The 24,141-nt window shown below is 44.8% G+C and carries 19 protein-coding genes; 3 read left to right on the top strand and 16 right to left on the bottom strand.

The genetic code is table 11. The annotated features are described in order from the left end of the window. Positions 1-79: 79 nt before the first annotated feature. The 10 genes from ptsG to MKY99_RS07940 all read right to left on the bottom strand — a co-directional run bounded on the left by ptsG (position 80) and on the right by MKY99_RS07940 (position 13,542). Positions 80-2,143, bottom strand: coding sequence for a glucose-specific PTS transporter subunit IIBC (ptsG, locus tag MKY99_RS07985; RefSeq protein ID WP_339271547.1), 2,064 nt, complete (start codon positions 2,141-2,143; stop codon positions 80-82). A gap of 279 nt (positions 2,144-2,422) precedes the next feature. Next, positions 2,423-3,298, bottom strand: a complete 876-nt coding sequence (locus MKY99_RS07980; RefSeq protein WP_339246209.1) for a PRD domain-containing protein — start codon at positions 3,296-3,298, stop codon at positions 2,423-2,425. Between the two features lie 227 nt (positions 3,299-3,525). After that, entirely contained in the window at positions 3,526-5,139 is a 1,614-nt protein-coding gene (locus MKY99_RS07975) for a hypothetical protein (protein WP_339269773.1), read from the bottom strand. Beyond that, positions 5,132-5,839, bottom strand: a complete 708-nt coding sequence (locus MKY99_RS07970) for an ABC transporter ATP-binding protein (RefSeq protein WP_339269771.1) — start codon at positions 5,837-5,839, stop codon at positions 5,132-5,134. The genes MKY99_RS07975 and MKY99_RS07970 overlap by 8 nt, the downstream gene beginning before the upstream one ends. Before the next feature lie 111 nt (positions 5,840-5,950). Next, entirely contained in the window at positions 5,951-7,525 is a 1,575-nt protein-coding gene (locus MKY99_RS07965; protein WP_339269769.1) for a flotillin family protein, read from the bottom strand. Continuing rightward, positions 7,525-8,061 (bottom strand): hypothetical protein, encoded by a 537-nt coding sequence (locus tag MKY99_RS07960; protein ID WP_042186148.1) that lies wholly within the window; start codon positions 8,059-8,061, stop codon positions 7,525-7,527. The genes MKY99_RS07965 and MKY99_RS07960 overlap by 1 nt, the downstream gene beginning before the upstream one ends. Before the next feature lie 290 nt (positions 8,062-8,351). After that, the gene (locus tag MKY99_RS07955; protein WP_339269767.1) at positions 8,352-9,515 is read right to left on the bottom strand and encodes an iron-containing alcohol dehydrogenase; all 1,164 of its coding nucleotides are present in this window, start codon (positions 9,513-9,515) and stop codon (positions 8,352-8,354) included. A gap of 225 nt (positions 9,516-9,740) precedes the next feature. Next, positions 9,741-11,321 (bottom strand): UDP-glucose--hexose-1-phosphate uridylyltransferase, encoded by a 1,581-nt coding sequence (locus MKY99_RS07950; RefSeq protein ID WP_339269765.1) that lies wholly within the window; start codon positions 11,319-11,321, stop codon positions 9,741-9,743. A gap of 54 nt (positions 11,322-11,375) precedes the next feature. Next, positions 11,376-12,362 (bottom strand): UDP-glucose 4-epimerase GalE, encoded by a 987-nt coding sequence (gene galE / locus MKY99_RS07945; RefSeq protein ID WP_339269763.1) that lies wholly within the window; start codon positions 12,360-12,362, stop codon positions 11,376-11,378. Between the two features lie 4 nt (positions 12,363-12,366). Beyond that, positions 12,367-13,542 carry a galactokinase gene (locus MKY99_RS07940; protein WP_339269761.1) on the bottom strand — a complete coding sequence of 392 codons (1,176 nt, stop codon included), beginning with the start codon at positions 13,540-13,542 and terminating at the stop codon, positions 12,367-12,369. Positions 13,543-13,730: 188 nt separating this feature from the next. Here MKY99_RS07940 and MKY99_RS07935 point away from each other — a divergent pair, with 188 nt between their 5' ends. Beyond that, complete coding sequence (locus MKY99_RS07935; RefSeq protein WP_339269759.1) at positions 13,731-14,627, top strand: AraC family transcriptional regulator; 897 nt, start codon at positions 13,731-13,733, stop codon at positions 14,625-14,627. An 86-nt stretch (positions 14,628-14,713) separates the two neighbouring features. Here MKY99_RS07935 and MKY99_RS07930 read toward each other — a convergent pair whose 3' ends face one another. From MKY99_RS07930 to MKY99_RS07910, 5 genes are all read right to left on the bottom strand, one after another. Beyond that, entirely contained in the window at positions 14,714-15,712 is a 999-nt protein-coding gene (locus MKY99_RS07930; RefSeq protein WP_042186136.1) for an aminoglycoside phosphotransferase family protein, read from the bottom strand. A gap of 29 nt (positions 15,713-15,741) precedes the next feature. After that, positions 15,742-16,749: an L-glyceraldehyde 3-phosphate reductase gene (mgrA, locus tag MKY99_RS07925; protein ID WP_076284244.1), complete on the bottom strand. Its 1,008-nt coding sequence runs from the start codon at positions 16,747-16,749 to the stop codon at positions 15,742-15,744. Between the two features lie 105 nt (positions 16,750-16,854). After that, a complete protein-coding gene (locus MKY99_RS07920) occupies positions 16,855-17,595 on the bottom strand; it encodes an NAD-dependent protein deacylase (RefSeq protein ID WP_339269758.1) in 741 nt (246 codons plus the stop codon). 34 nt (positions 17,596-17,629) lie between these two features. Then, on the bottom strand, positions 17,630-18,394 hold the full coding sequence (locus MKY99_RS07915; protein ID WP_339269757.1) for an HAD family hydrolase: 765 nt from the start codon (positions 18,392-18,394) through the stop codon (positions 17,630-17,632). 32 nt (positions 18,395-18,426) lie between these two features. Beyond that, complete coding sequence (locus tag MKY99_RS07910) at positions 18,427-19,170, bottom strand: alpha/beta hydrolase (RefSeq protein ID WP_076284247.1); 744 nt, start codon at positions 19,168-19,170, stop codon at positions 18,427-18,429. Positions 19,171-19,356: 186 nt separating this feature from the next. On the opposite strand from MKY99_RS07910, the gene MKY99_RS07905 reads away from it, so the two are divergent. Both MKY99_RS07905 and ilvD read left to right on the top strand, forming a co-directional pair. Next, entirely contained in the window at positions 19,357-20,397 is a 1,041-nt protein-coding gene (locus MKY99_RS07905) for a fucose 4-O-acetylase (RefSeq protein ID WP_339269754.1), read from the top strand. A gap of 315 nt (positions 20,398-20,712) precedes the next feature. Continuing rightward, positions 20,713-22,398 carry a dihydroxy-acid dehydratase gene (gene ilvD / locus MKY99_RS07900; protein ID WP_042125516.1) on the top strand — a complete coding sequence of 562 codons (1,686 nt, stop codon included), beginning with the start codon at positions 20,713-20,715 and terminating at the stop codon, positions 22,396-22,398. A gap of 174 nt (positions 22,399-22,572) precedes the next feature. Here the strand turns inward: ilvD and MKY99_RS07895 are convergent, their stop codons facing one another. Next, entirely contained in the window at positions 22,573-23,973 is a 1,401-nt protein-coding gene (locus MKY99_RS07895) for a polysaccharide deacetylase family protein (protein ID WP_339269752.1), read from the bottom strand. Positions 23,974-24,141 lie beyond the last annotated feature (168 nt).

The raw sequence follows: 24,141 nt of genomic DNA, 5'->3' as shown, positions 1-24,141 counted from the left end.
TTTTAATAGAATATTTTTAAATTTATAGTGAAGGCTTCGCTCCCTTTAATGTTTAAAGGAAGCGTCCACCCTTGCACTTTTACTGAATGGTAATAATATCCTTATCGCCAATGGATACCTTACCTGGCTTCTTCAAGGTTACGGAAGAGCCTTCTGGTAAATTGGAGAAAATAACAGGAGACATTACTGATGGTGCATGTGCTTTTACATATTCTAAATCCACTTCCATGATCGGCTGTCCAGCAGCTACAAGGTCGCCCTCTTCGACTAGAACTGTAAAGCCTTGACCTTTAAGCTTAACTGTATTAACCCCTATATGAACGAGCACTTCCTTACCTCCATCGGACATAATGCCGATCGCATGCTTGCTCGGGAATACATTAAACACTTTACCGTAGACCGGTGAAGCAATCTTTCCATCATCGGATAAGAAAGCAAAACCATCACCCGTCATTTTTTGGGAGAATACTGCATCGGGAACCTCAGTGATATCCACTAGTTCACCATTTACCGGAGAGACGATATCTTCTTTGATAATCGCTTCACCAGCTTCACCTGCCTGCTGTTCTTCTTCAGGCTGTGGCGTAGCCGCTACCGGCGTTGGTGCAGGTGTCTTCCCGCTAATTACATCTTGAATCTGAGATTTAATGGTATCGGAACGTGTGCCGAAGATCGCTTGAATGTTATTACCCACCTCAAGCACACCTGATGCACCTAACTTCTTCAGACGAGTCTTATCCACACCTGATTTATCTTTAACCTCCACACGAAGGCGGGTAATACAAGCATCCAGATGAGCGATGTTCTCTTTACCACCCAACGCTGACAAGATATTTCGTGGTAAATCATCACCCGTTTTAGAAACGGCTTCTGTGTTAGTATCTTCAACCTCACCCGTATCCTCTTCACGACCCGGTGTCATCAGATTGAACTTCCGAATAACAAAGCGGAATCCGAAGTAGTAAATTACGGCAAGGGCAAGACCTACTGGAATTACGAGCCACCAAGCCGTACGGTTCGGGATAATACCAAAGAGCACGTAATCAATAAAACCTCCAGAGAAGGTCATACCAATCTTGACATTAAGAATATGCATGGTCATAAAGGACAAACCTGCAAAAACAGCATGTACTGCGAACAGCAATGGAGCTACGAACAAGAATGAGAATTCAAGTGGCTCTGTAATCCCTGTCAGGAATGAAGTCAATGCTGCGGAAAGCATCAAACCTCCGACAAGTTTTTTATTATGAGGTTTAGCTTCATGATAAATGGCCAAAGCAGCTGCTGGAAGACCGAACATCATGAAAGGATACTTACCTGTTGTAAATGTTCCCGCTGTGAATTCTACGCCATCACGAAGCTGCTGCATGAAGATCCGTTGGTCACCACGAACCAATTCCCCAGCTTTATCTACGTAGGTACCAAATTCATACCAGAACGGAGAATAGAAGATGTGATGCAGACCAAAAGGAATAAGCGAGCGTTCGATTGTTCCGAAGATAAACGCTGCGAGCGTTTTATTCGTATCAATCATACTTTGTGATACATAATTCAGACCGTGTTGAATTGGCGGCCAAACTAAGGTCAATGCCAAACCAAGAATCAAAGACGTTACCGCAGTCATGATCGGAACGAAACGTTTACCTGCGAAGAAACCCAGGTAGGATGGAAGTTCGATTTTGAAGAATCGTTTGTACATGGACGATGCCAATATACCGACGAGTATACCTCCAAATACCCCCGTTTGCAGTGTTGGAATTCCTAAGACGCTAGCATAGGAAAAGTCGCCTTGGCTCAGGACATAATCATTGACGCCAATTACAGTACCCATCGTAACATTCATTACGAGGAAACCAATAATAGCGGCTAGACCAGCAACACCCTCACCACCGGATAAACCGATGGCAACACCCACGGCAAATAGTAAGGATAAATTATCAAATACAATTTGCCCTGAGTTCATCAATACGTTCGCAATTGCCTGAACTACATCGTTCTCAAGTGCCGGAACGTATTGTAGAAAATCGGGGTTTACCAGCATGTTTCCTATTCCAAGGAGCAGACCGGCTGCTGGCAGTATGGCTACTGGGAGCATCAGCGCTTTACCGACTCTTTGTAAAACGCCGAAAAGCTTTTTGAACATCATGGTCACTTCCTTTCATTATTCACATTTTCAGTAAAACAGATGCCAAAAAAGGCATGAGCAACACAGTATAAAGGTTGTTATCTAACGCTAAGGTTAGATTACCCCAAGATGGGGACTAGCAACCAAAATACTGTAAATCACTCATGCCTGATCGAATCAGTTACACGCTTGGTATTCTGTTTTAATTAGGACACCGATATTGTAGCACCGTTTTTTTGTAGTGACAAGCTTTTTTTAAAATATAAGAAAGTATAAGTTTCACTTTATACATTATCCTTATATTTCTCGCTTCGTCTCCATATCCACTTCATCCTCTTTCTTCTGGGCAAGACGTTGCAAATGAACTGTCAAATAACTGACCTCTGCTGGATACACAGGAATTCGAACTCGGTTCTCAATCACCTTAGTTAATTGCCAAGCCAAGGTATACATTTCGGGATACTCTCGTTTCATAAGACCATCCAGCGTAGAAGTCTCCCGCACTGATTCTCCACGGCGCAGTCTTTCTAGAACAAATCGTAGATGAGTCACCAACCGCGAATAATCAAGTGAATCACGTGGAATTCGATATTCGAGATTATTCTCTACGATTCCGATCAAATCACCAATCAAAAGAGAATGCTGTCTGACCTCGGAAATTTGTCTATTACTCAGCGCGCTAACGATATGAAGTGCAACAAAACCCACCTCATCTACAGGCAATTCCACGCCCATGCCTTCATTAATCCGCTCAATCGCATACTCTGCCATCTTATACTCTTCAGGATAAATTTCCTTAGTCTCATACAGAAACGGATTATGAATTGGGATATCTTGTTCATAACGCCGTATAGCAAATGAGATATGATCAGTGAGTGCAATATGAACATGCTCATTAAGTGGTTGACTACTGCTATGCATAATATATAACAAAATTTCATGTACAATCTCAATCAACTTCTCATCCACTTGGGGAAGAAGCTGTTTATATTGTTCCTGTTCTTCTTGGCTGCGGAGAATAAACATCTTCTCCACAGAGGATAGGTTAATCCGATCATGCAATTTTCGATTAAAACCTATCCCTTTTCCAATTACTACAACCTCGGAATATTGGGGATGGTCCGCAATGATAACGTTGTTATTTAACACCTTTGCTACAGTTATGCTACTCATTTTTGCCACCTCTTTTATCTCTAAACACCTGACTTCCAAGCAGCAAACGCAACATGAAACGGTATGATCAAGCAAAAAACGCCTTTGGCGTCCCTAAAGGACGGTAAGCGTTTGTGCGTGAAATATAAGGATAAAGTATAACATGAAACTTATACTTTCTTATATTTTAAAAAACTCTCGTTACCATCATATCATCAACATTCCGATATTAGAAGAACACTCGCATTCTATTTTACCCGGAAAGTTCGGCTGGAGAACTTGTATACCAACGTCACGGCAATAACCATATAAGCAATCGTTCCCGCAAGAACAACTAGCGTAAATAGTAACGATGCTTTTGGAAATCCGATACAAGCGACGCTTAGTCCCAATACAATGCTGTTGACGATAAAAAAGAACGGATTTTTCATGTTTAGCTCCGTGCTGTACGGTTGAAAGATATAATACATGAACAAATGGTGCACTGAGAAGAACAAGGAAAGACAAAGAATCGTTACCCAAAAGATCACCGCATCCATCAAACCCCAATCTGCACCAGAGAGCAGAAACAGCAGAGTACATGCTAAACATATGGCGACAGCAGGAATAAGATTAAGGCCACTCAATTTAATAAGACGAATCTTAAAATTGTCCAGAATCGCAGCTTGTTCACGATAGAATCCATAGCGCAACAAGCTTAAGTCACAATTGTAAAACATCGCTTTGCATACGCGCTCACCTATAGAGGTATAGTTCATTATAAATACAAAAAAGGGAAGTCCACCGAGCAGATATGCTGTAAACTTGGACGAAGTCTCCGGCGAAATAAGCATCATTAGGACAGCCACTATAAAGAGCACACCAATGATCGTTAAACGCCTCTGGATGGGTTGAATCAACAAGCGTTTATGCCTGGAGAAAAAAATAGCATTAAGGTAGGCGTAACCTGTCTTACCTTGAAAAGCTTTCCCCTTAAGTTCTTCCGACGAAAAGTCCTTCTCCTTGGTCTGAACATCTGCCACCCTCGCTTCTTTCATCATCCGGTTCATATCCAGCAATGGATCATCTATCTTGGTAACGACATCTACAGCACTGCGATAGTTAGGATATTTCCCAATATACACAGCTGCAATTCCTCCAAGTACAACAATCACAAAACTCACTGGGACACTAAATCCTGTCGCATCATTTACAAAAGCATATCCTAGATAAAGAGGCACATAGGCAAGTAGGCCACCTAGGCCAATCACCGTCCACACCCAGCTCATCTTTTTAACTAACACAATTTCTTTTTTGTCAAAAAACCAAAGATTTAGCGCCTCGGTGACTATTCTCCAGGCCGTTAACAGTAGTGTTAGCCATACGCCATGCCATAGCGGTGCCCCAAAAATCCCCGCAAACACGGTTAATGCCGGAAAAAAATATATAAAGAACGTTAGCCCTTTAAGCAAAAGCGTAGCATGCATATACTGTTTCGCCGGAATTCTCATCAGCTTCACACAGATATATTTATCCCGTTTGGGCTCTAATATAAATACATTCGAAACCCCAGCCACTATAAAGCTCAGAACTATAAAAATATGTAAGAACAATGCATACTGTTCGGCGAGCGGCAATTCTTTGTGTGTAAGGACGATTGGCAAATAGATCACAATTCCCAAATAGGCGAACTTGCCTAAAAACCCCCACACTACCCTCAATGCAAGTACTATCCCAGCGAAGACTTGTTTTAGTGCAATGTTAGAGTAAATATCCCCTTTTAAAAGTTTGCCAAGAACAGGCAGCTTTTTGAAATAGTAAATCAGCCGATTGGCTCCGGACGAACCTCTAATCCTCTGAATGCTGCGAAGTGTACTAATCATTGTTGCCATCCTGAAGTAAAGCTATGATTTGCTCCTCAAATTCTGGACTTTGCAGAGTCTCACGCGGAATTTCTTGAAGGGTTCCATGATTTAGAATAACCAACTCGTCACATAAATCGGCGGCTAATTGCAAAATATGCGTAGAAAAAATAATGATGTGATCCTGCTTCATCTCACGCAGCAATTTCTTGATCTCAAGAGCCACAACCACGTCAAAAGAAGTTAAAGGCTCATCTAATAAAATCAAAGGCGGGCGAGTAATGATAAAGCAGAGCATTTGAATTTTATTCTTCATCCCGTGGGAATAACCCTTAATCAGCCGGTGCCGATCTTCTTCCTCAAACTTAATAATTGAAAAATAATCTTCAATGCTTTTATTCGGATCGATCTTTTCACGGTTGATGTCCATATAAAACTTTACGAACTCATAACCTGTCAGAAACTCAGGCAAAATGGGTAGGGAAAATACATATCCGATGTCCTCGTCACGAAGCGGACGGACACTATCCTTCTCACCAATAAAGGCAGCTCCGCTATCCATTTGGATCTCACCACTCAAACAATTGAAAAGTGTAGTTTTACCTGCTCCATTCCGTCCAAGCAGCCCGTAGATCTTCCCTCTTTCAAAGGTGAAGTCTGCATCTTTAATCACCTGTTTACCATCGAAGCTTTTATGGATATGATCTAAAGTTAGTTGCACGCTCGCGCACCTCTCCTATTCTATAGCTAAGACCCAAAACATAGAGTAAGCCCGGTAGCAATCACCGAGCTTACCTTAAGTTAAATCATTCTATAGTAGTTATTGCTTTAACTAGTCCTCAGGTTGCTCAGCCACAGAAGTTGAAGCTTTGCTCGCTCCCCCCGATGCTGCTGGAGGTTGTATGGAGGTCACTGGTGTGACCGGAACAGCCTTGCTTCCAGTTGACCCTGAGGATCTAGTCGTCAGCCCTTTAATCAGGGCCTCTACGTCAATTCCAGAGACGTTCTTCAGCATCTCAGGAGCCGTAGACATCAACTGGGTTACATAGTTGCTGACACGTGCCGCACCTTCACCATTACCGGTATCTACAACCGTAAGCTTATCAATGGATGCCAGCGGCTTCGCGATTTGGCCAGCCAAATCAGGCAGCATTTTGACGATAATATCGAGCACGGCTGCTTCGCCGAATTTCTGGAAAGCTTCCGCCAGCTTTTCTTTGGCTTCTGCTTCCGCTAGACCGCGCAACCGGATAACCTCAGCATCCGCTGTACCTTTAGCCAGCTCTGCATCCGCCATCGCTTGACCTTCAAGACGCTTCTGCTCAGCTGTCGCTTTAGCTTGCGTTTCAATACTATATTGCAAGGCATCTGCCTCACGCATTCTCTTCGCCTTATCAGCTTCCGCCGCTTGCTCTACTGCGTAACGATCCGCTTCCGCTTTTTTCTTAACTTCTGCGTCGTACTGCTTCTCGCGAACTTGAATTTCTTTGGCTTGCAAATCGATTTCACGTTCCTTACGTACCAGCTCAACCTTCATCTGTTCTTCAACAACGGTCTGCTTTGCACGTGCCTCTTGAATATGATAAGCCTGGTCGGCTTCCGCTTTCGCTGTATCCTGATCCCGTTTAAACGCAGCCACCTTAAGCTGGTTTTCCTTGGAGGCTTCGGCGATATTCGTATCCCGCAGCAGTTCTGCTTTTTGCCCTTGCTCTTCAGCGTTTGCCTTTTGAATTCTCGCATCCCGCACTGCTTCTGCTTCAGCGATCTCTGCATCCCGCTTCACTGCAGCTATCCGCGGTTTACCTAATGCGTCAAGATATCCATGTTTGTCTCGTACATCCTTGATAGTAAAGGAAACAATTTGCAGACCCATTTTCTTAAGATCACGTGCCGCTACTCCTTGAACCTCTTGCGCAAAACGGTCACGGTTACGATATACTTCCTCAACGGTCATCGAACCGAGAATGGCCCGCAGATGACCCTCAAGAACTTCTTGTGCTTCGCTCTTCAGCGCTTCAATCGGTTTGCCCATAAATTGCTCAGCGGCTGTCGCCACATCTTCAGTCGAGCTACCCACTTTAATAATCGCTACACCGTCAGCAATAACCGGAACCCCTTGTTCGGTGTATACTTCCGGGGTCGTCACATCGAGTTTATGAGAAAGAAGCGACATAAATTCAGCCTTCTGAAAGATAGGGAGGATAAATGCCCCGCCCCCACGTACTATCTTTATTTTACGACCAGATCCATCGTCTGAAATATGATTTTTCCCCAAGAACGACCCCGTTACGATCATCCCTTCATCTGGTCCAACAGTTTTGTAACGTGCCCAGAATGCGATACCTAGCACAAACAAAACAGCAACGACAACAGCAGGGACTAACAAATACTCAGGAATACCGAACATTAAAGATCCACTCCTCTTCTCTTTTCGAATTCTGACACCAATGCAACGCCTTCTCTAACCTCCACTACAACAACTTTAATCCCTGCCGGAAGCAGCTCATGATCAAAGCTTGCTGCCGTATGCAGGCTATTGCCGGCGCCAAACTTTACCATAATCTCACCATAACCCGTGGCGGGAACAGGAATTGTGATTTCCCCGATCTTGCCAGGCAGATCACTCATAGAGAAACCATTGGACATTTCGCTTTTTTCCATGGGCTTAACCACCCCTAGATACATAAGTACTCCCAAAAAAGCGGCGGCTAACAAAGATAAAGCAATGATCGCCCCAGCTTCCAGAGCGCTGTACCGGGTTAGAAGAATGCCCGCTCCGCCGAACACGGTTATTCCTCCTGCCAGTACGGTGGGATTCAGAAAATCTACGGATACGAAATCAAAGACTCCATGCAAAGCATCTCCGATCACATCACCCACCAGGACGCTGACTATGGCAAATATGACGCCTAGCGCCAAGCAGCCTAAATACAGCGTTTGCATATTTACTTCCTCCTGTCTTCATTCAGGACTGTCATATTACTTTAAACGAATAAAGTAGGTCATTGGTTTCACAAACTTTGGATATTTACCCATAAAAGTTCCATTCTGAGGATAAACGCACGAAAAATGCGGTCAGCAGCAGCGGAGATCAGGGACGATGTTGAGGAGAAATCCACAGTAGAGCATAAACGCAAAGAAGCGATTCATCCATTATGGAAGAATCACTTCTTTGACGTTCTATAACATCTTCTAGACTAAAGACGAAGGGTCTCTTTCGTAGAAGAATTTACTTACAAAGCCATTTTATAAATTTCAACTACATCCTCACGGTCAAGCTTGCGGAAATTACCAAACGGTCCGAAACGAACCGCCTTATCAGCCATACTGCCGATCTCGCTGTCATCAATATCATAATCAGCGAGTGTCTTCGGTGCACCAATGGAATCCCAGAAGCTACGCAGCGCTTCAATTCCTTCCAGCCCTATTTCCTTATCGTTCTTGCCCGCAGGATCAACTCCAAACACGTTTACAGCAAGCTTGCGGAAACGGGCAGGATCAGTATCGATATTATATTTCATCCATTGTGGGAACAGAATGGCCAGGCCTCCACCGTGTGGAATATCGTATACAGCTGATACTGCGTGCTCGATGTTGTGAGTCGCCCAATCTCCTGCAAAACCCATGCTAACCATACCGTTAAGCGCCATTGTGCCGCAATACATGATCGTCTCACGCAGTTCGTAATTATTCAAATCTTCAATAAGCTTCGGTGCGGTTTCGATCACCGTACGTAGCAAAGTCTCACAGAAGCCGTCTTGTACCGGTGTGTTGCCATCAGTATGGAAATAGTGCTCCAGAACATGAGACATGATATCTACCATGCCGTAGACCGTCTGATCACGTGGCAGAGTGAAGGTATTCTCTGGGTCAAGAATCGAAAATGCAGGGAATGCATGAATACTGCCCCAGCCCATTTTTTCCTTGGTCACTTCGTTGGTGATTACAGAGCCGCTATTCATTTCTGATCCTGTAGCTGCCATCGTCAGCACTGTACCGAGTGGGAGAGCATCTTGAGCAGCTGCCTTACGTTCAACAAAGTCCCACATGTCACCTTCATATTTCGCCCCAACAGCAACTGCTTTAGCACAGTCCAACACACTACCGCCGCCTACAGCGAGGATGAGGTCGATATTATGCTCGTGACACAGCTCTACACCTTTATGTACGGTGGAAAGGCGTGGATTCGGCTCTACGCCTGAGAGTTCAGTAACCACAGCATCTATTGCACTCAGCTCAGCCATTACCTTATCGTACAGACCGCTACGCTTGATACTACCGCCACCGTACATCAACAATACATTCTTGCCGCACTTAGGAACCTCAGTCTTCAACGCTTCCAGCGTACCCTGTCCAAAAATCAGCTTGGTAGGATTATAAAAATCAAAATTACGCATATGTGTAAACCTCCATTAGTTATTTCAGAATGTTTTGCTCACTCGTATTATAAACCTCTGAATTGCCGCATTCAAATGGATTAGCTTCAAGCCACATAAATATCCCCACAAAGTGGTGCTTTACTTCGATGCAAACTCAGGTACTTTGCGGGGACCCCAAATATATAACCTAAAAAAAAAGATGTCCTTAAGCCTACAGGCTTAAGGACATCTTTTTTCCAAACTTTAGATCGCGCCGAAGCTCTTCACGAAACGACGGAAAGCAGCTTGCCCTTCCGGAGTCCGTTTATAGACACCCGCGTGTTCAAGAATATGTGTAAACTTGATGCCGACTTCGTTCTGCACAATCTTGACGGCTTCTTCATGCTGTAATGCCGTTCCGAAACGCTCTACAAGCTCCTGAACCCAAGCAGCGTGCTGCGCAAGTGGATGACTAGGATCATTCTTCACCGCTTCTAATAGTGCTTGATCTCCTGTAAGGATGCTCGCAATAGAATCGAGCTCTTCCTTCAGACGACCTGGCAGAATTGCGAGTCCCATAACCTCAATCAAGCCGATATTTTCCTTCTTGATATGGTGCATCTCCCGATGGGGATGGAAAATCCCTTCAGGATATTGCTCGTTAGTCCGGTTGTTACGCAGCACGAGATCCATCTCGAAGCTGCCATCTTCTGCCCGACGAACGATTGGAGTAACGGTATTATGAGGCTGCACTTCACCATCAACTTCGCTGAATGCCAACACTTCTGCATCAGGATCACTATACGCCTTCCAAGCTTCATAAAGTGCATTGCCACACTCCAGCAATACCGCTGGATCGTCACCATTCAAACGTAATACGGACATAGGCCATTTTACGATATTAATGCTGACACCCGGATAAGATGCATGCGTGAACGTATCTTCCTTAGGCGCTTTCTGAATAGGGAAGGTGTGACGTCCACCCTGAAAGTGGTCATGCGTCAGAATCGATCCGCCAACAATCGGCAAGTCTGCATTCGAGCCAATAAAATAGTGCGGGAAAGATTCCACGAAGCTAAGTAGCCGCTTCAAGGTATCCTTGGTAAGCTTCATTGGCACATGATCATGATGGAATACAATACAGTGCTCGTTGTAGTAAACATATGGCGAATACTGAAAGAGCCATTTCTCATTATTCAGCTGAAGTGGAATGACACGCAGGTTCTGGCGCGGCGGATGATTAACCCGACCAGCATACCCAACATTCTCGCGGCACAGCAGACATTTTGGATAGACCGGCGGCGGGAGCAAGCGGGCCATAGCAATTTCCTTCGGACTCTTCTCAGGCTTGGACAAATTGATTGTCATCTCGATGTCACCGTAAGGCGAATCTTGCAGCCAGTAGACATTCTTGGAAATCCGGTCCATCCGGATATAGTTGGAATCTATGCTTAATTTATAAAAGCGATCTGTAGCCGCGGAGATACCTTTTTCAGCAGCTAAACGGTTGAACTCCGCATTTACGTCTGATGGACGGGCCATTAGGAGTCCCATAATCTTGGCATCCAGCAAGTCACGGTAAGTGTCGCTATTCTCTGGAATCAATCCGATTTCAAAACCATAATCAATCAGTGCATCCAGTGGAACCTGTGGACCTGTAAGTGGACTTTGATCGATCTCGCCGACGAACGGCTCACTAAATCCGAACTGATCTAGCAGCACATTACGGCTATAGTCTTCATCTGATGGAGCAATGAGCTGCTCACGTAGTGCGAACAGAACTAGCTGTTCAATCGCATGTAAGGCTTTCTGGCCAGCAGGCGTAACCTTATTCTCGTTGTGCATTTTCAATTCTCCTTAAGTAGGGTCTCATGCTCTAGTTAAGCTATCTAAAGCCCCTTATTCTCCGTACCCCTGCGGATTGGCAGAATGCCAGTTCCAGGCGCTTTGAATGATATTCTCTAAGTCAGCATGCTGAGGGTTCCATCCAAGGATAGAGCGCGCTTTATCGGAGGAAGCTACCAGTACTGCCGGATCTCCAGCACGGCGTTCTTGAATAACTACAGGGATTTCTAGTCCTGTAACTTTCTTCGCAGTTTCAATAACCTGTTTTACCGAGAAGCCAAGTCCATTTCCCAAGTTAAAAATATTACTGTTGCTTCCGCTACGCAGATAAGTTACTGCGCGAACATGGGCGTCAGCCAGATCGCTAACATGAATGTAGTCGCGCACACAAGTACCATCTTCTGTAGGATAGTCGTCTCCGAATACGGCGATACTCTCCCGTTGCTTCAAAGCGGTTTGCAATACCAGCGGAACCAAATGACTTTCCGGACGATGGTCTTCACCGATTTTGCCACTAGCATGTGCACCTGCAGCATTAAAATAACGAAGCGCTACATATTTGATACCCAGTACTTTATCAAACCAAGCCATCATGCGTTCCATAGTCAGCTTAGTTTCGCCATATACGTTTGCTGGCTCGGTACGGTCTGTTTCTTCAATCGGCACCTTTTCCGGTTCGCCGTAGGTTGCAGCTGTAGACGAGAATACGATTTTGTTCACGCCAGCTTTTTGCATAGCTTCCAAAAGGCATTGTGTGCCGTATACGTTGTTGTCATAATATTTCACTGGATCCTTCATGCTTTCACCAACCAAAGAGCTTGCTGCAAAATGGATAACCGCATCAATCTCATTCTCGGCGAACAGCTTGCCAAGCAGCTCCTTATCACGCAGATCGCCTTCGTACAGCTTGCCACCCAGTAGCGCCTCACGATGCCCTGTTAGCAGATTGTCGATGACAACCACTTCTTCGCCGCGATCCAACAGCTCTGCTACAGTATGAGATCCAATATACCCTGCTCCACCTGTTACTAAAATTGCCATTTGATTACACTCCCTTCAATTCTTGGACACCATTACCGATGCCGCAAACGTAGAACTCACCAACCAAACCAGATCTTGTGGTATATGCCTCGCCTACTTCACGAATGAAACGTTCTACATCATCTTCATGTACCAAGGACACAGTACAGCCACCGAAACCTGCACCAGTCATACGGGAACCCAGTGTACCAGGAATACGCTGTGCTTCTTCAACCATAATATCTAGCTCTTCACAGCTAACTTCATACAAATCACGCAAGGAAGTATGTGAGTCATTCATGAACTGTCCAAACTGCTTCAGGTCATTGTTCTTTAAGACCTCAACGGATTCTAGTACACGTTGATTCTCTTCCACAACATGGCGAGCGCGGCGTCTAACAATTTCATCGGTGATTTTATCTTGATGTGCTTCGAATTGTTCACGATTGAGCTGTGCCAGATAAGCTAGTGAAGGCACTTCTTTTTGCAAAATAGACAAAGCCTCATCACACTGCTGACGACGCTCATTGTACTTGGAATCTACAAGTCCTCTGCGTTTGTTCGTGTTGCCGATAACCAGTTTGTAAGCACCAGTGATGAAAGGTACCAGATTATATTCAAGCGTATCGCACATTAACAGGATTGCATGATCTCGTTTGCCATTAGCAACTGCGAACTGATCCATAATTCCGGAGTTTACACCTACGTACTGGTTCTCAGCACGCTGAGACAAGAGTGCAATCTCAACGGTATCCGTGTCGCCGCCTTCGAGAGTTAGGAAAGCATAAGCAGTCACGACTTCAAGCGAAGCCGATGAGGACAAGCCTGCGCCATTCGGAATATCACCATGGAACAGCAGATCGTAACCTTTAGATACTGGAGTGCTTTTCTTCTCCAATTCAACCATTACTCCAACCGGATAGTCGATCCATTCTCCAGTTTTGGCCTTGCCAATTTCACTATAATCAATAGACGCTTCATAAGGAAAATTAGTAGATGCAAAATTCACTTTGCTGTCACTGCGTGGGCGGACAATCAATGTTGTTCCGAATTCCAAAGCTGCCGGCAGCACGTATCCACCGTTATAATCCAAGTGCTCTCCAATGAGATTAACACGGCCTGGTGCATAAAATACTTGAGCTTCTTGCTCGCTTACCCCGTACTTTTCGATGAATTTCTTTTTAAGTTCCTGTGTGCTCATTAATGCCACTCCATCCTTTCGCTGCTTCAGCCAGTGGGAATAAGTAAAGCGTTCTTTATGTATTCATTATAATAGAATCAATCATCCTCTGATAATGCAATCATGTGTGTAATGTATGGATAAATGTGACTTCCCATAATATAATAATTACACAAATAATTGATACACCCTAAACTATAAGCCATAAAATGACAATAACACAAGAAAGGCTGTCTCAAATGGAGCATACTTATTCCGTAGGATCTAATCCCGTATATTACGATAAACAAAATCTCCATGTACTGTTTGCTGGTCAAAGTCAGACGATTCCTATGCATCAAGCTGGCCCTAAGATTTACGATTATTATTTACTTCACTTTATAGAGTCTGGCTCAGGTGTTTTCCGTACTGAACATCATCAATATGCACTGGGAAAAGGTGACTGCTTCCTTATTCATCCAGGACAGCTGGTCAGTTATGTTTCGGATAAAGATCAGCCCTGGTGCTATCGCTGGGCAGCTTTTACTGGGAGTGAGACTGATAGCCTCGTGCTGCAGACAGGCTTTACACCTCAAAAACCTGTGGTGACTACAACGGGTGATAGCGTCATCCCAGGTGCCCTTTCCAGTATCATGCAAGCCTTCAAAGCAAACAAAGAAAGTGCACACCTAACTTCTCTAGGGTATCTTTATCTCATTGTAGGTGAAGCCGCAGATTTACTCTCTTCCTTCTCCCGTCTTCCTGGAGCTGAATCGCAGGTTAAGCGTACTGTGAAGCAAATGATCCACTACATGGCCTCCCAATATGCTCATCCAGTATCCATTGAACAAATGTGTGATACTCTTGGCTATAACCGGGCCTATCTATCCCGTGTATTTAAGCAAGAGACCGGATTATCTCCGGTGACCTACTTGCTGAAGCTGCGCATTGAAAAGTCCAGACAGCTGCTGCGTGAACGGCCCGAGCTGTCCGTGGAACAGGTAGCAGCATCCGTGGGGCTCACCGATGCTTTATACTTCTCACGCCAATTCAAACGGTTTTGTGCTCAGTCACCCACCGCTTACCGTCTCACAACGACTAGACATGTAAAAAAGACAAATCAGTAAGGGAAGCCTTTGAAAAAGGGATTCACATATTAGGCAAGTCCAATATGTGAATCCCTTTATTAAGCTGATCTTTCAGTTAGCTTCGGTTATGTTGCATATAGACTCAGATATTCAGGGTAAGCACGAAGATGTATCTCTTTTGCCCTTTTCTGAGCCATTTCCTTCAGTTCTGGCACTTGCTCCGCTTCAACATAGTCAGCGAGAACATCAATCACATCATCAAGGAGCTTCGCTCTAAAATAAAACTCAATCCGTTCCAATATTGCAAGGCCTGCTAAATCAATAACTAGATCCCTACAGTAAGTCCAATCTTTTGATTTATAGAGCGGCCAAAGTAGTACGGAATAATCCATTGCAGCGTCTCCAAAAACCGTAAGGTCATCCCAATCAATAATCCAAAATTCATTATTATCATTGACTAAGATATTCTGCCAATTCACATCATTGTGTACGATGTCCGACGCCTTTCTCTGAAAAGAAGGGTGCTGACTAACCATAATTCTCAAAGCTTCCACTTCTGTATCGAACCAATCTAAAGTGTCCGCCGTTACGAAGTCCAGCAAATGCTTTTCCGCTCTAATAATTTGCAGATCTTCTTCAAATCGATTGATGTATTCGTCAGTAAATGCGGCGGCATAATTGTAGTCCTCATCCTCACTTACAACTGCCATCCTAATTCCTTTATCCGCATGTAATTGATGAAGGGACCTCAGAACCTTTTCAACCACTGGCAGTGGATCGGAAATGGAGCTTAATGGTTTACCTTCGATAAAATCAAACACTAAACCATAAGAATAACCAGATGTTATTTCTTGTGTAATCTCCCTAATCAACCGTGGTGCCTTGTAATTATAAGTCAAATGTTCACTGATCTTAACCCATTGTTTAAGTCCCACTGCTTTTTGTTCTTGCGAGAGTTTTAAATGACGAAAGGTTTGACCATCCGTTATGCGATAAGATTGGTTTACAAACCCTCCAGGATTCCAAATATACTTAGCCTCAATCTTCGACCTATTTAAGCCTATAGATTCAGAGTTGGCTTCGGCCCACTCTTTCACCTTGTTCTCATCTTGAAGCAACTCCATCGATGCAGCTCATCCCTTCACCTACGTCTTCATCCAGTTCCATTCTCCGTTTGAAGAATAGTCTCAATGCGATCCAATTCTGCCTGCGAGAACTCCAAATGCTGAAGTGCAGCTATATTCTCTTCAATCTGACTAACTCTGCTAGCCCCTATCAATGCAGAAGTAACCTTCCCATCACGTAGTGTCCAAGCTAGTGCAAGCTGCGCCAAACTCTGGCCTCTTGAAACAGCAAGCTGATTTAACGCGTGGATCTTGCGCTTCACATCCGGTGTAATTCGGCTTTCATTTAACGCAGCAGAGGGTTTGGCCGCTCTTGATCCTTCTGGGATTCCATTTAAATACTTATTGGTTAACAATCCTTGAGCCAGAGGTGTAAAAGCGATACTGCCAACTCCGCTCTGTTCCAGCACACCCTGTAAACTCCCCTCAATCCAGCGATCGAGCATAGAATAACTCGGCTGATGAATTAAGAGCGGCGTTCCTAAGCTGTTTAAGATTCTAACCGCTTCGAGCGTCTGCTCCGCGGTATAGTTAGATAATCCTACATACAGAGCTTTGCCGGAACGCACAGCATGGTCTAATGCCTGCATGGTTTCTTCAAGTGGTGTTTCCGGGTCCGGCCGATGCGAATAATAGATATCAACATAATCTATGCCCAGCCGCTTCAGACTCTGATCCAGACTAGCGAGCATATATTTACGCGAACCCCATTCGCCATAAGGACCGGGCCACATGTTGTACCCTGCTTTTGTAGAAATCACCACTTCATCTCGATATGGAGCCATATCACTTGCAAGCACTTTCCCAAAGAGCTCTTCTGCTGAACCCGCTGGTGGTCCATAGTTGTTGGCTAGATCAAAATGAGTAATTCCAAGATCAAAAGCACGAGTGATCATTTCTCTGCCATTCTCGTAAGTATCAATTCCACCAAAATTCTGCCAAAGTCCTAATGAGATTGCCGGAAGCTTAAGACCTGAGTTCCCACAACGGTTATAACGCATGTCTTCATATCGTGCTTCATTTGCTACATATACCATTGCTTATCCCTGCCTCTCATTACGCGCTGTTTCTGTACTACCTTATCTTTAAACTACTAAGCGCAATAATAATCTGGCAACCGACAAGCGATGAGATTATCCCTTCTAACCAAGCAGATCCTTTACACTGCCGAGTACTTTCCCAATCCGATCTGTAATCAGAAGATCAGCTTGATCATCAAAAGGTGTCGGGTCGCCATTCAGCAGCACCGTACGTTTGCCCCGGAAATAAGTGACTAGACTAGCCGCAGGCTGGACCGTAAGAGAGGTTCCACCAATCATAAGCATATCTGCATCTGCTATCACTTCGACAGAACTCACCAGCACCGAGTGGTCCAATTCTTCTTCATATAGCACAACATCCGGCTTAATAATGCCACCACATTCGGGGCAGCGAGGGACGATCTCAGTGGTACTTAGGAGCTGCTCCAACCCGTAATAACGTGAGCAGTCCATGCAATAGTTACGATGAATGGAACCATGCAGCTCAAGTACCTTTTGGCTACCCGCCAGCTGATGTAGGCCATCAATATTTTGCGTAATAACTGCCTTAAGCTTGCCCTGTCGTTCCAACTCTGCAAGCAGCAGATGTGCGCCATTCGGACGAGCATCGGGATGAATCATTTTACTGCGGTAAAAATCAAAAAAAATGTCCGGTGAGGACATAAAAAAAGTTCGGCTCAGCATCACTTCAGGCGGATAAGGTGAATTGTGCTGAGTCTGGTATAATCCTGCTGCCGAGCGGAAATCCGGGATCCCACTCTCTGTTGATGTACCTGCCCCTCCGAAAAAAACGATGTTGTCACAGTCTTTAATCCAAGAAGCAAGTGTCTGCAATTGATCCATATGTTGTAGCACATCCTTTCCATTAGTATGCTGATCAGTAGGTGATCCTTAACTCATTATAGCTAGAAATAATCACATCTGCGTCAATCAAGTGATTTCCATCACCCATGTTGGAGATTCCAACGGCGAGGCGTAAGCCTGCACCTTTACCCAATTGCATATCTGCATTACTGTCACCAATAATAATCGTCACTTCAGGAGACAGCCCCAGCTCCCCGCAGGCTAATTCAGCCATTTCAGGTGCGGGTTTTCCGTTTAATACTCTGTCTCTTGTAACTACCGAATGAAAATAATGAGCAATACCAAGCCAATCCAGATGCTCCTGAGTGGTCTTTGCGCCATCTGAGGTAACCACCCCTAGCTTGAGTGATGCAGCCGCACACTGTTCCAGAAAAGGAAGAAGCCCTTCTAGAGGTTGTGCCGTGCGGCGTTTGCGTAATTCATACATAGCGTCCTTAGCTATACTCTTTACACGGGTCAACGCTTCATTCCAAGGAACACCCGCAGCATACAGCTGCCATGCAAGCACACCATAACTTTCTTCTTCTGTAGCCATGGTGAGCGGCCCTGCTGGATCATAACCAATCAACTTTCCTGCAGCATCATGCTGGGTACCTAGCACTTTACTCCGATCCACGATAAAATCAGTTCCCATAATCGCAAGCTGATTTTCCATCCCACATAGTACAAGCTCGGCCCAATTCCCCCAAGTGGCTAATAGATCCAATAACGTGCCATCTTTGTCGAACAATATTCCTGAACAGGGAATGCATTCATCGTTAATCTGTAATTCCGGCATAAATATCCTCCCTTTGTTGGAAAGACCGAAGGCTACCTGATATTCCCAAGCCAATCCAGCATGGCTCGCACAGTGTCATTTTGCTGTTCTTCTTCGGAAATGGTTGCTTTCCCGTCTCCTTTTTGTGGTCCATAACTTCCAAACTGAGCGTGATTTCCACCGACGATTGAACTATAAACCGTATTATCTGGCAAATAGGAACGTCCTTTGTTGTAGCTGTCTCTGTCAATAACCTGATCCTCTGTACCCACTACCGACAATACTGACAAAGTAGTCTCACGCAGACTACCTTTTTCATCTGGATAAGAAGCCAGGAAAAACACACCTTCCAGCTGGTCCGCATGCTCAATCGCATAACGTGACGCCATGACACCCCCAAGCGAATGCCCACCTAGAACAAAAGATTGCTTTGGATGCACACGAATAATCTCTTCTGCAGCATCGCCCTTTGTTACTGCTAAATTAAGCGGCATTTTAGCGATGTAGAACGGATGCCCCGCAGCAGCAATGCCCTTCGCCAGTGGGGAGTAAGCTTCTGGTTTCACCAGAGCTCCAGGGTAAAATATGATCGAGGCCCCCTTAGTAATGGAGGGTTCGAACGAAATCCAGTTTTCATTCTGTTCAACTGTAACTCCACCACTTGAAATCAGTGCAGTTTCTGCTTCTTCAGCCGGTGCATACGGAGTTAAATATTTCCACAACAGCAATCCGGCTACAACAAGAATGATTAGTACAATTAAACCAATACGACGCTTAGTTATTCTTTTCTTCAACATGCTCCACTCCCGGATGTTACTGCATATAAGAAAATTATAGTAGAAACCCACTGTTCTAACAACCTTCAACACATCGCCACATTTGGCACTAATGACAACGCTTTCAATAGTGAGTTAATTCACAATTCAATTGAAGAAAATCTTGTATTTTAAAATTAAAGCATCAAGCATCTTTGGGGGGAAGTCATGGTAGGAGAAAACTCGCTAGACACGCCTGGAAAGACCTTTTTTCTAAATTTACGTTTTGTTCTCATTGTTACTGTAATTGTTGGAAACGCCATAGAACCATTGATAGGCTCAATGAGCAGCTTGCATAGCTTATATATGTGGATCTTCAGCTTTCATATGCCGCTCTTCGTGCTCGTTACAGGTTTTTTTGCCAATAAACACCTTACGGGTACACAAGGCCGTCGCATTATCATGCAAATCGGATTGCAGTACATTATTTTTCAAAGCCTCTACTCTGTGCTGGACGCCACCATATATCAGGTGCAGGGTATCCATCATTCCTTTTTCGCCCCCTATTTGCTCTTATGGTTCCTGGCAAGTCATGCCTTCTGGCGTATACTGATGATCGGGATGCGTAAATGGGCTCCTGCCACTCAATTCATTTTTGCTGTCGCCGCTGGAATTGCCGTTGGGTACCTACAGCTTGATGGCGTATGGTTCAGCATTAGCCGCACTTTTGTATACCTGCCATTCTTCGTATTAGGTTATCATTTTTCGTTCCAGTCCTTTTCTCGCTTTTTTCAAAAATGGATTAAAATTACCGCTGCCGCAGTCTCCATCCTTCTATTTCTTCTGTTTGCATCTTGGGGATCAGACTTGCCGATAGGCTGGCTTTATGGAAGTATGACCTACATGCAGCTTGGGCTTCAAGAATGGTACGCAGGAATTTATCGTCTGGGCGTTTACGGGCTACAAATCACTGCTGCACTTGCGTTTATGGGGTGGATTCCTTACTCGCTTAGCCGGCTGACTGACTGGGGTTCCCGTACGTTATATGTTTTTCTACTTCACGGATTTATCGTTCGTTTTGCTGCTGTTTCTGGCCTGTACGCTTATATCAACCATTCTATAGGTGCCATGTTATTGGTGCTTTCTGCAATCTTACTGACCATTCTCTTAGCCCAACCAAGTGTAAAAAGGCTGCTGCATCCTATTGTTGAGCCCCCCGTTGGCTGGATGATCACCCTGCAGCGTGTTGCCTTAAGGCGCTCATTATAAGTGGCCTATCCCCTTGCGGATAGGTTTTTTTATACTATTTAAGGTCGGTCTCCTCATGAGAAACTTCACATTGTCCGGTAGAAAAAACGTGCTCTTTGTGATAGACTCACTAATAACAATGACTTCTCCGTTCATTATAGGCGGGAACCGTTTATACCAAAACAGCGGCATTTTTTATAGAATCGGCTTCGCCTTCTTCTCTAGGAAGCTCGTCCCCGTTCATTCTATAAACCGTATATACGCAGGTCCTTGGAGTTCATTGCGTTAATGCGACACTATATTTCATTGCAATTTATTTAGGGGGGAAATGTCAATATGGCAGCTAAGAAAATGCGTTCAGACATGATTAAAAAAGGCTTTGACCGTGCTCCACACCGTAGTCTCCTGCGTGCAGCCGGAGTAAAAGAAGAAGATTTCGGAAAGCCGTTTATTGCGGTCTGCAATTCCTATATTGATATTGTTCCAGGTCATGTGCATCTTCAAGAGTTCGGTAAGATCGTTAAGGAAGCGATTCGTGAAGCTGGCGGCGTTCCTTTCGAATTCAATACGATCGGCGTTGATGACGGTATCGCAATGGGACATATCGGCATGCGTTATTCACTACCAAGCCGTGAGATCATCGCTGACGCCTTGGAAACTGTCGTTTCCGCGCATTGGTTCGATGGCATGGTCTGCATCCCTAACTGCGATAAAATCACACCGGGAATGATGATGGGCGCATTGCGTGTCAACATCCCAACGATGTTCGTAAGTGGTGGTCCAATGAAAGCCGGCGTAGACAGTAAAGGTAAAAAACTCTCCCTTACCTCCGTATTCGAGGGCGTAGGTGCTCACCAAGTCGGAAAAATCAATGATGCTGAGTTGCTTGAATTAGAACAATTCGGTTGTCCTACCTGTGGATCTTGTTCAGGAATGTTCACTGCCAACTCCATGAACTGTTTGGCAGAGGCACTTGGACTGGCATTGCCAGGTAATGGTACCATCCTAGCTGTAGCTGATGAGCGCAGAGAATTTGTACGCAGATCTGCCACTCAACTGATGGAACTGATTAAGTTAGACCTTAAACCAAGAGATATCGTAACTAAAGAATCACTCGATAACGCTTTTGCACTGGATATGGCAATGGGTGGCTCCACCAATACGGTGCTACACACCCTTGCACTGGCTCAAGAAGCTGGTATCGATTATCCGCTTGAACGCATTAACGAAGTGGCTAACCGTGTTCCTTATTTGGCGAAGCTGGCTCCAGCATCCGATATTTTCATCGAAGATGTGGACCGCGCAGGCGGCGTTAGTGCCGTCTTGAATGAATTGCTGAAGAAACCAGGTGCTCTGTACGGAGACTGCATGACGGTTACCGGCAAAACATTAGCCGAGAACGTAATCGGACATGAGATCCAAGATACTTCCGTTATTCATAAGATCGATAACCCTTATTCCGAAAGAGGCGGTCTCGCCGTCCTATACGGTAACCTGGCTCCTGAAGGTTCCATCATTAAAGTAGGTGCAGTAGATGCTTCTGTTGGTGGATATCACAAAGGTCCTGCGATCTGCTTTGATTCCCAAGAATCCGCACTCGAAGGTATCGCTAACGGTAAGGTTAAAGAAGGCCATGTAGTCGTTATCCGTTATGAGGGTCCAAAGGGTGGACCGGGAATGCCGGAAATGCTAGCTCCTACATCGCAAATCGTGGGGATGGGTCTTGGTGCTAAGGTTGGTCTGATTACAGACGGACGTTTCTCGGGGGCTTCCCGCGGAATTAGCATCGGGCACATTTCTCCAGAGGCTGCTGAAGGCGGCCCGATCGCTTTTGTTGAAGATGGAGACATCATTGAACTCGACCTCAACAATCGCAAGATTGAACTCCTGGTTGACGAAGAAGTATTAGCGGTTCGCCGTACGGGCTGGAAAGAGTTTGAGCCTAAAGTTAAGACTGGTTACCTGGCTCGCTATTCCAAAATGGTTACCAACGCAAGTAACGGTGCAGTACTGAAGATTTAATTAGCAAATCCGAGTTCTAGTTGTTCCTGGCATACAAGAGCAGTCTACCTTAGATAATCTATGGTCGGACTGCTCTTTTTTATTGGGCACAAGAAAAAACGCCCCACAATCCATTTCTGGTTTGTGAGGCATCTATATTACGGTTCATTATATAAGACTAAATAATATCATGAATCAATTCGTTACTGTTGCCCCTGGCAATTCCACTTCTGTGAGTGAATCATTAAGTGACAACGCTTCTTCTTGCTGCAGTTTACGTTTTCTTACTGACCTTTCATCATGAGGCAGTTGCTTATTCATCTTCTTGAGCAATTCTGAGACAGGCATCAGGATTAGCTTCGGTACAAGGACCTCACTACGCTCCTTGAGCCTAGCACCACCATCTGGATGAATCACACTTAACAGGATCTTTAAGTAAAACTTGGTGGAGCGTGCGAATATGCCATCGGGCAAATCATGTACACTAAAGCCGAATTTCTCTGGCCCACGGTTAATCATACTAACCCCATAAAGTGCTTTGGCTTGCGCGAGGTTTACATCTTCGGCAATAACTTCTGCCAGCATTGGCAACCCTTTCTCCATTCTGCGGATCATGCGAATCGCAAGTTGAGCAGAAGAACGAGAATGAATACCTAACTCGAATAATTGCCTGTTATCAATATGCAGCTCAATGACTTTATCACCTTTACTCAGCAAGGTTCCATCACCAAGTTCAACAGGCTCTCCCTGATATTTACGCATTCGATAATGCATGAATGGATCGGCCGGGTTAATCGTCTTGAGCTGGAACATCACTTGGAATACCTGCTCCCAAGCCAACCAGAGTCCGACCAGTACTCGTTTACCAAAGGATAAACGCCGAATCGGTGATTTCTCCGCCATCTTGATCATGTCATCCACTCGAATGCTGCGCAGTCCTCTTCTTTGGGCCTCCTGCAGCGTCAGTTCAAGGGCTACAAGCATATTCTCGGGTGCGTCCGGATCGGCACCTAACGTTGTGCCACTATCATGCAGCAGCATCACTTCACCGGGATTCAATCGCGCCAGCATCTTCTCAGTGAGACGCTGCGCACCAAGCTTCTCACGCCAATCTCCAAACATTACCGACCATAGAACAATTTCAACTTGGCGACGCTTGGAAATATCGAACAAATTGACAATCCCCCAAGGCGGACGGTAATAAGTACTACGCTCGCCTATTATGTTGTAGATAATATCATTCGTGCGCTGAATCTGCCGACGAACGGTTGCGGGCCGCATGAGCCAGTTCGTCTTGTGAACATAATTATGAATTCCAATAAGATGTCCCTCTTCATGTATCCGCCTAATAAGATCCGGATAACGTTCAGCGTTAGATCCTACTACAAAAAAGGTTGCTTTTGCATCATACTTCTTCAATAAATCCAGAAGTAACGGTGTAAATCGAGGGTCAGGTCCATCATCAAAGGTCAACGCGAACTCATTTCGCCCAGTTCCTTTACGAAAGACACGGTAACCAAAAATGCGGCTAATCATACCCGGGATAAAAGCATAAAAAGATGAGATATAAAATAACCAGAGCAGCAAAGTCTGCATATGAATTCCTCGCTTTTCCAGAGTTGACTTTGGCTCGCCTTACGTCTGCAAGCAGAACCTGTGATACGGCCAAGTGAAGTTAGATAAAAAATACGTTACCCCCTATTTTAACACATGTATCAAAGAAATAGACGGTTTTTAGGTAAAATCATGTACAATGTATTCAAG

It is taken from the genome of Paenibacillus sp. FSL R5-0470 (assembly GCF_037975205.1).
GTDB lineage: Bacteria > Bacillota > Bacilli > Paenibacillales > Paenibacillaceae > Paenibacillus_AQ.
This window is presented reverse-complemented; position numbering and strand designations above follow the sequence as displayed.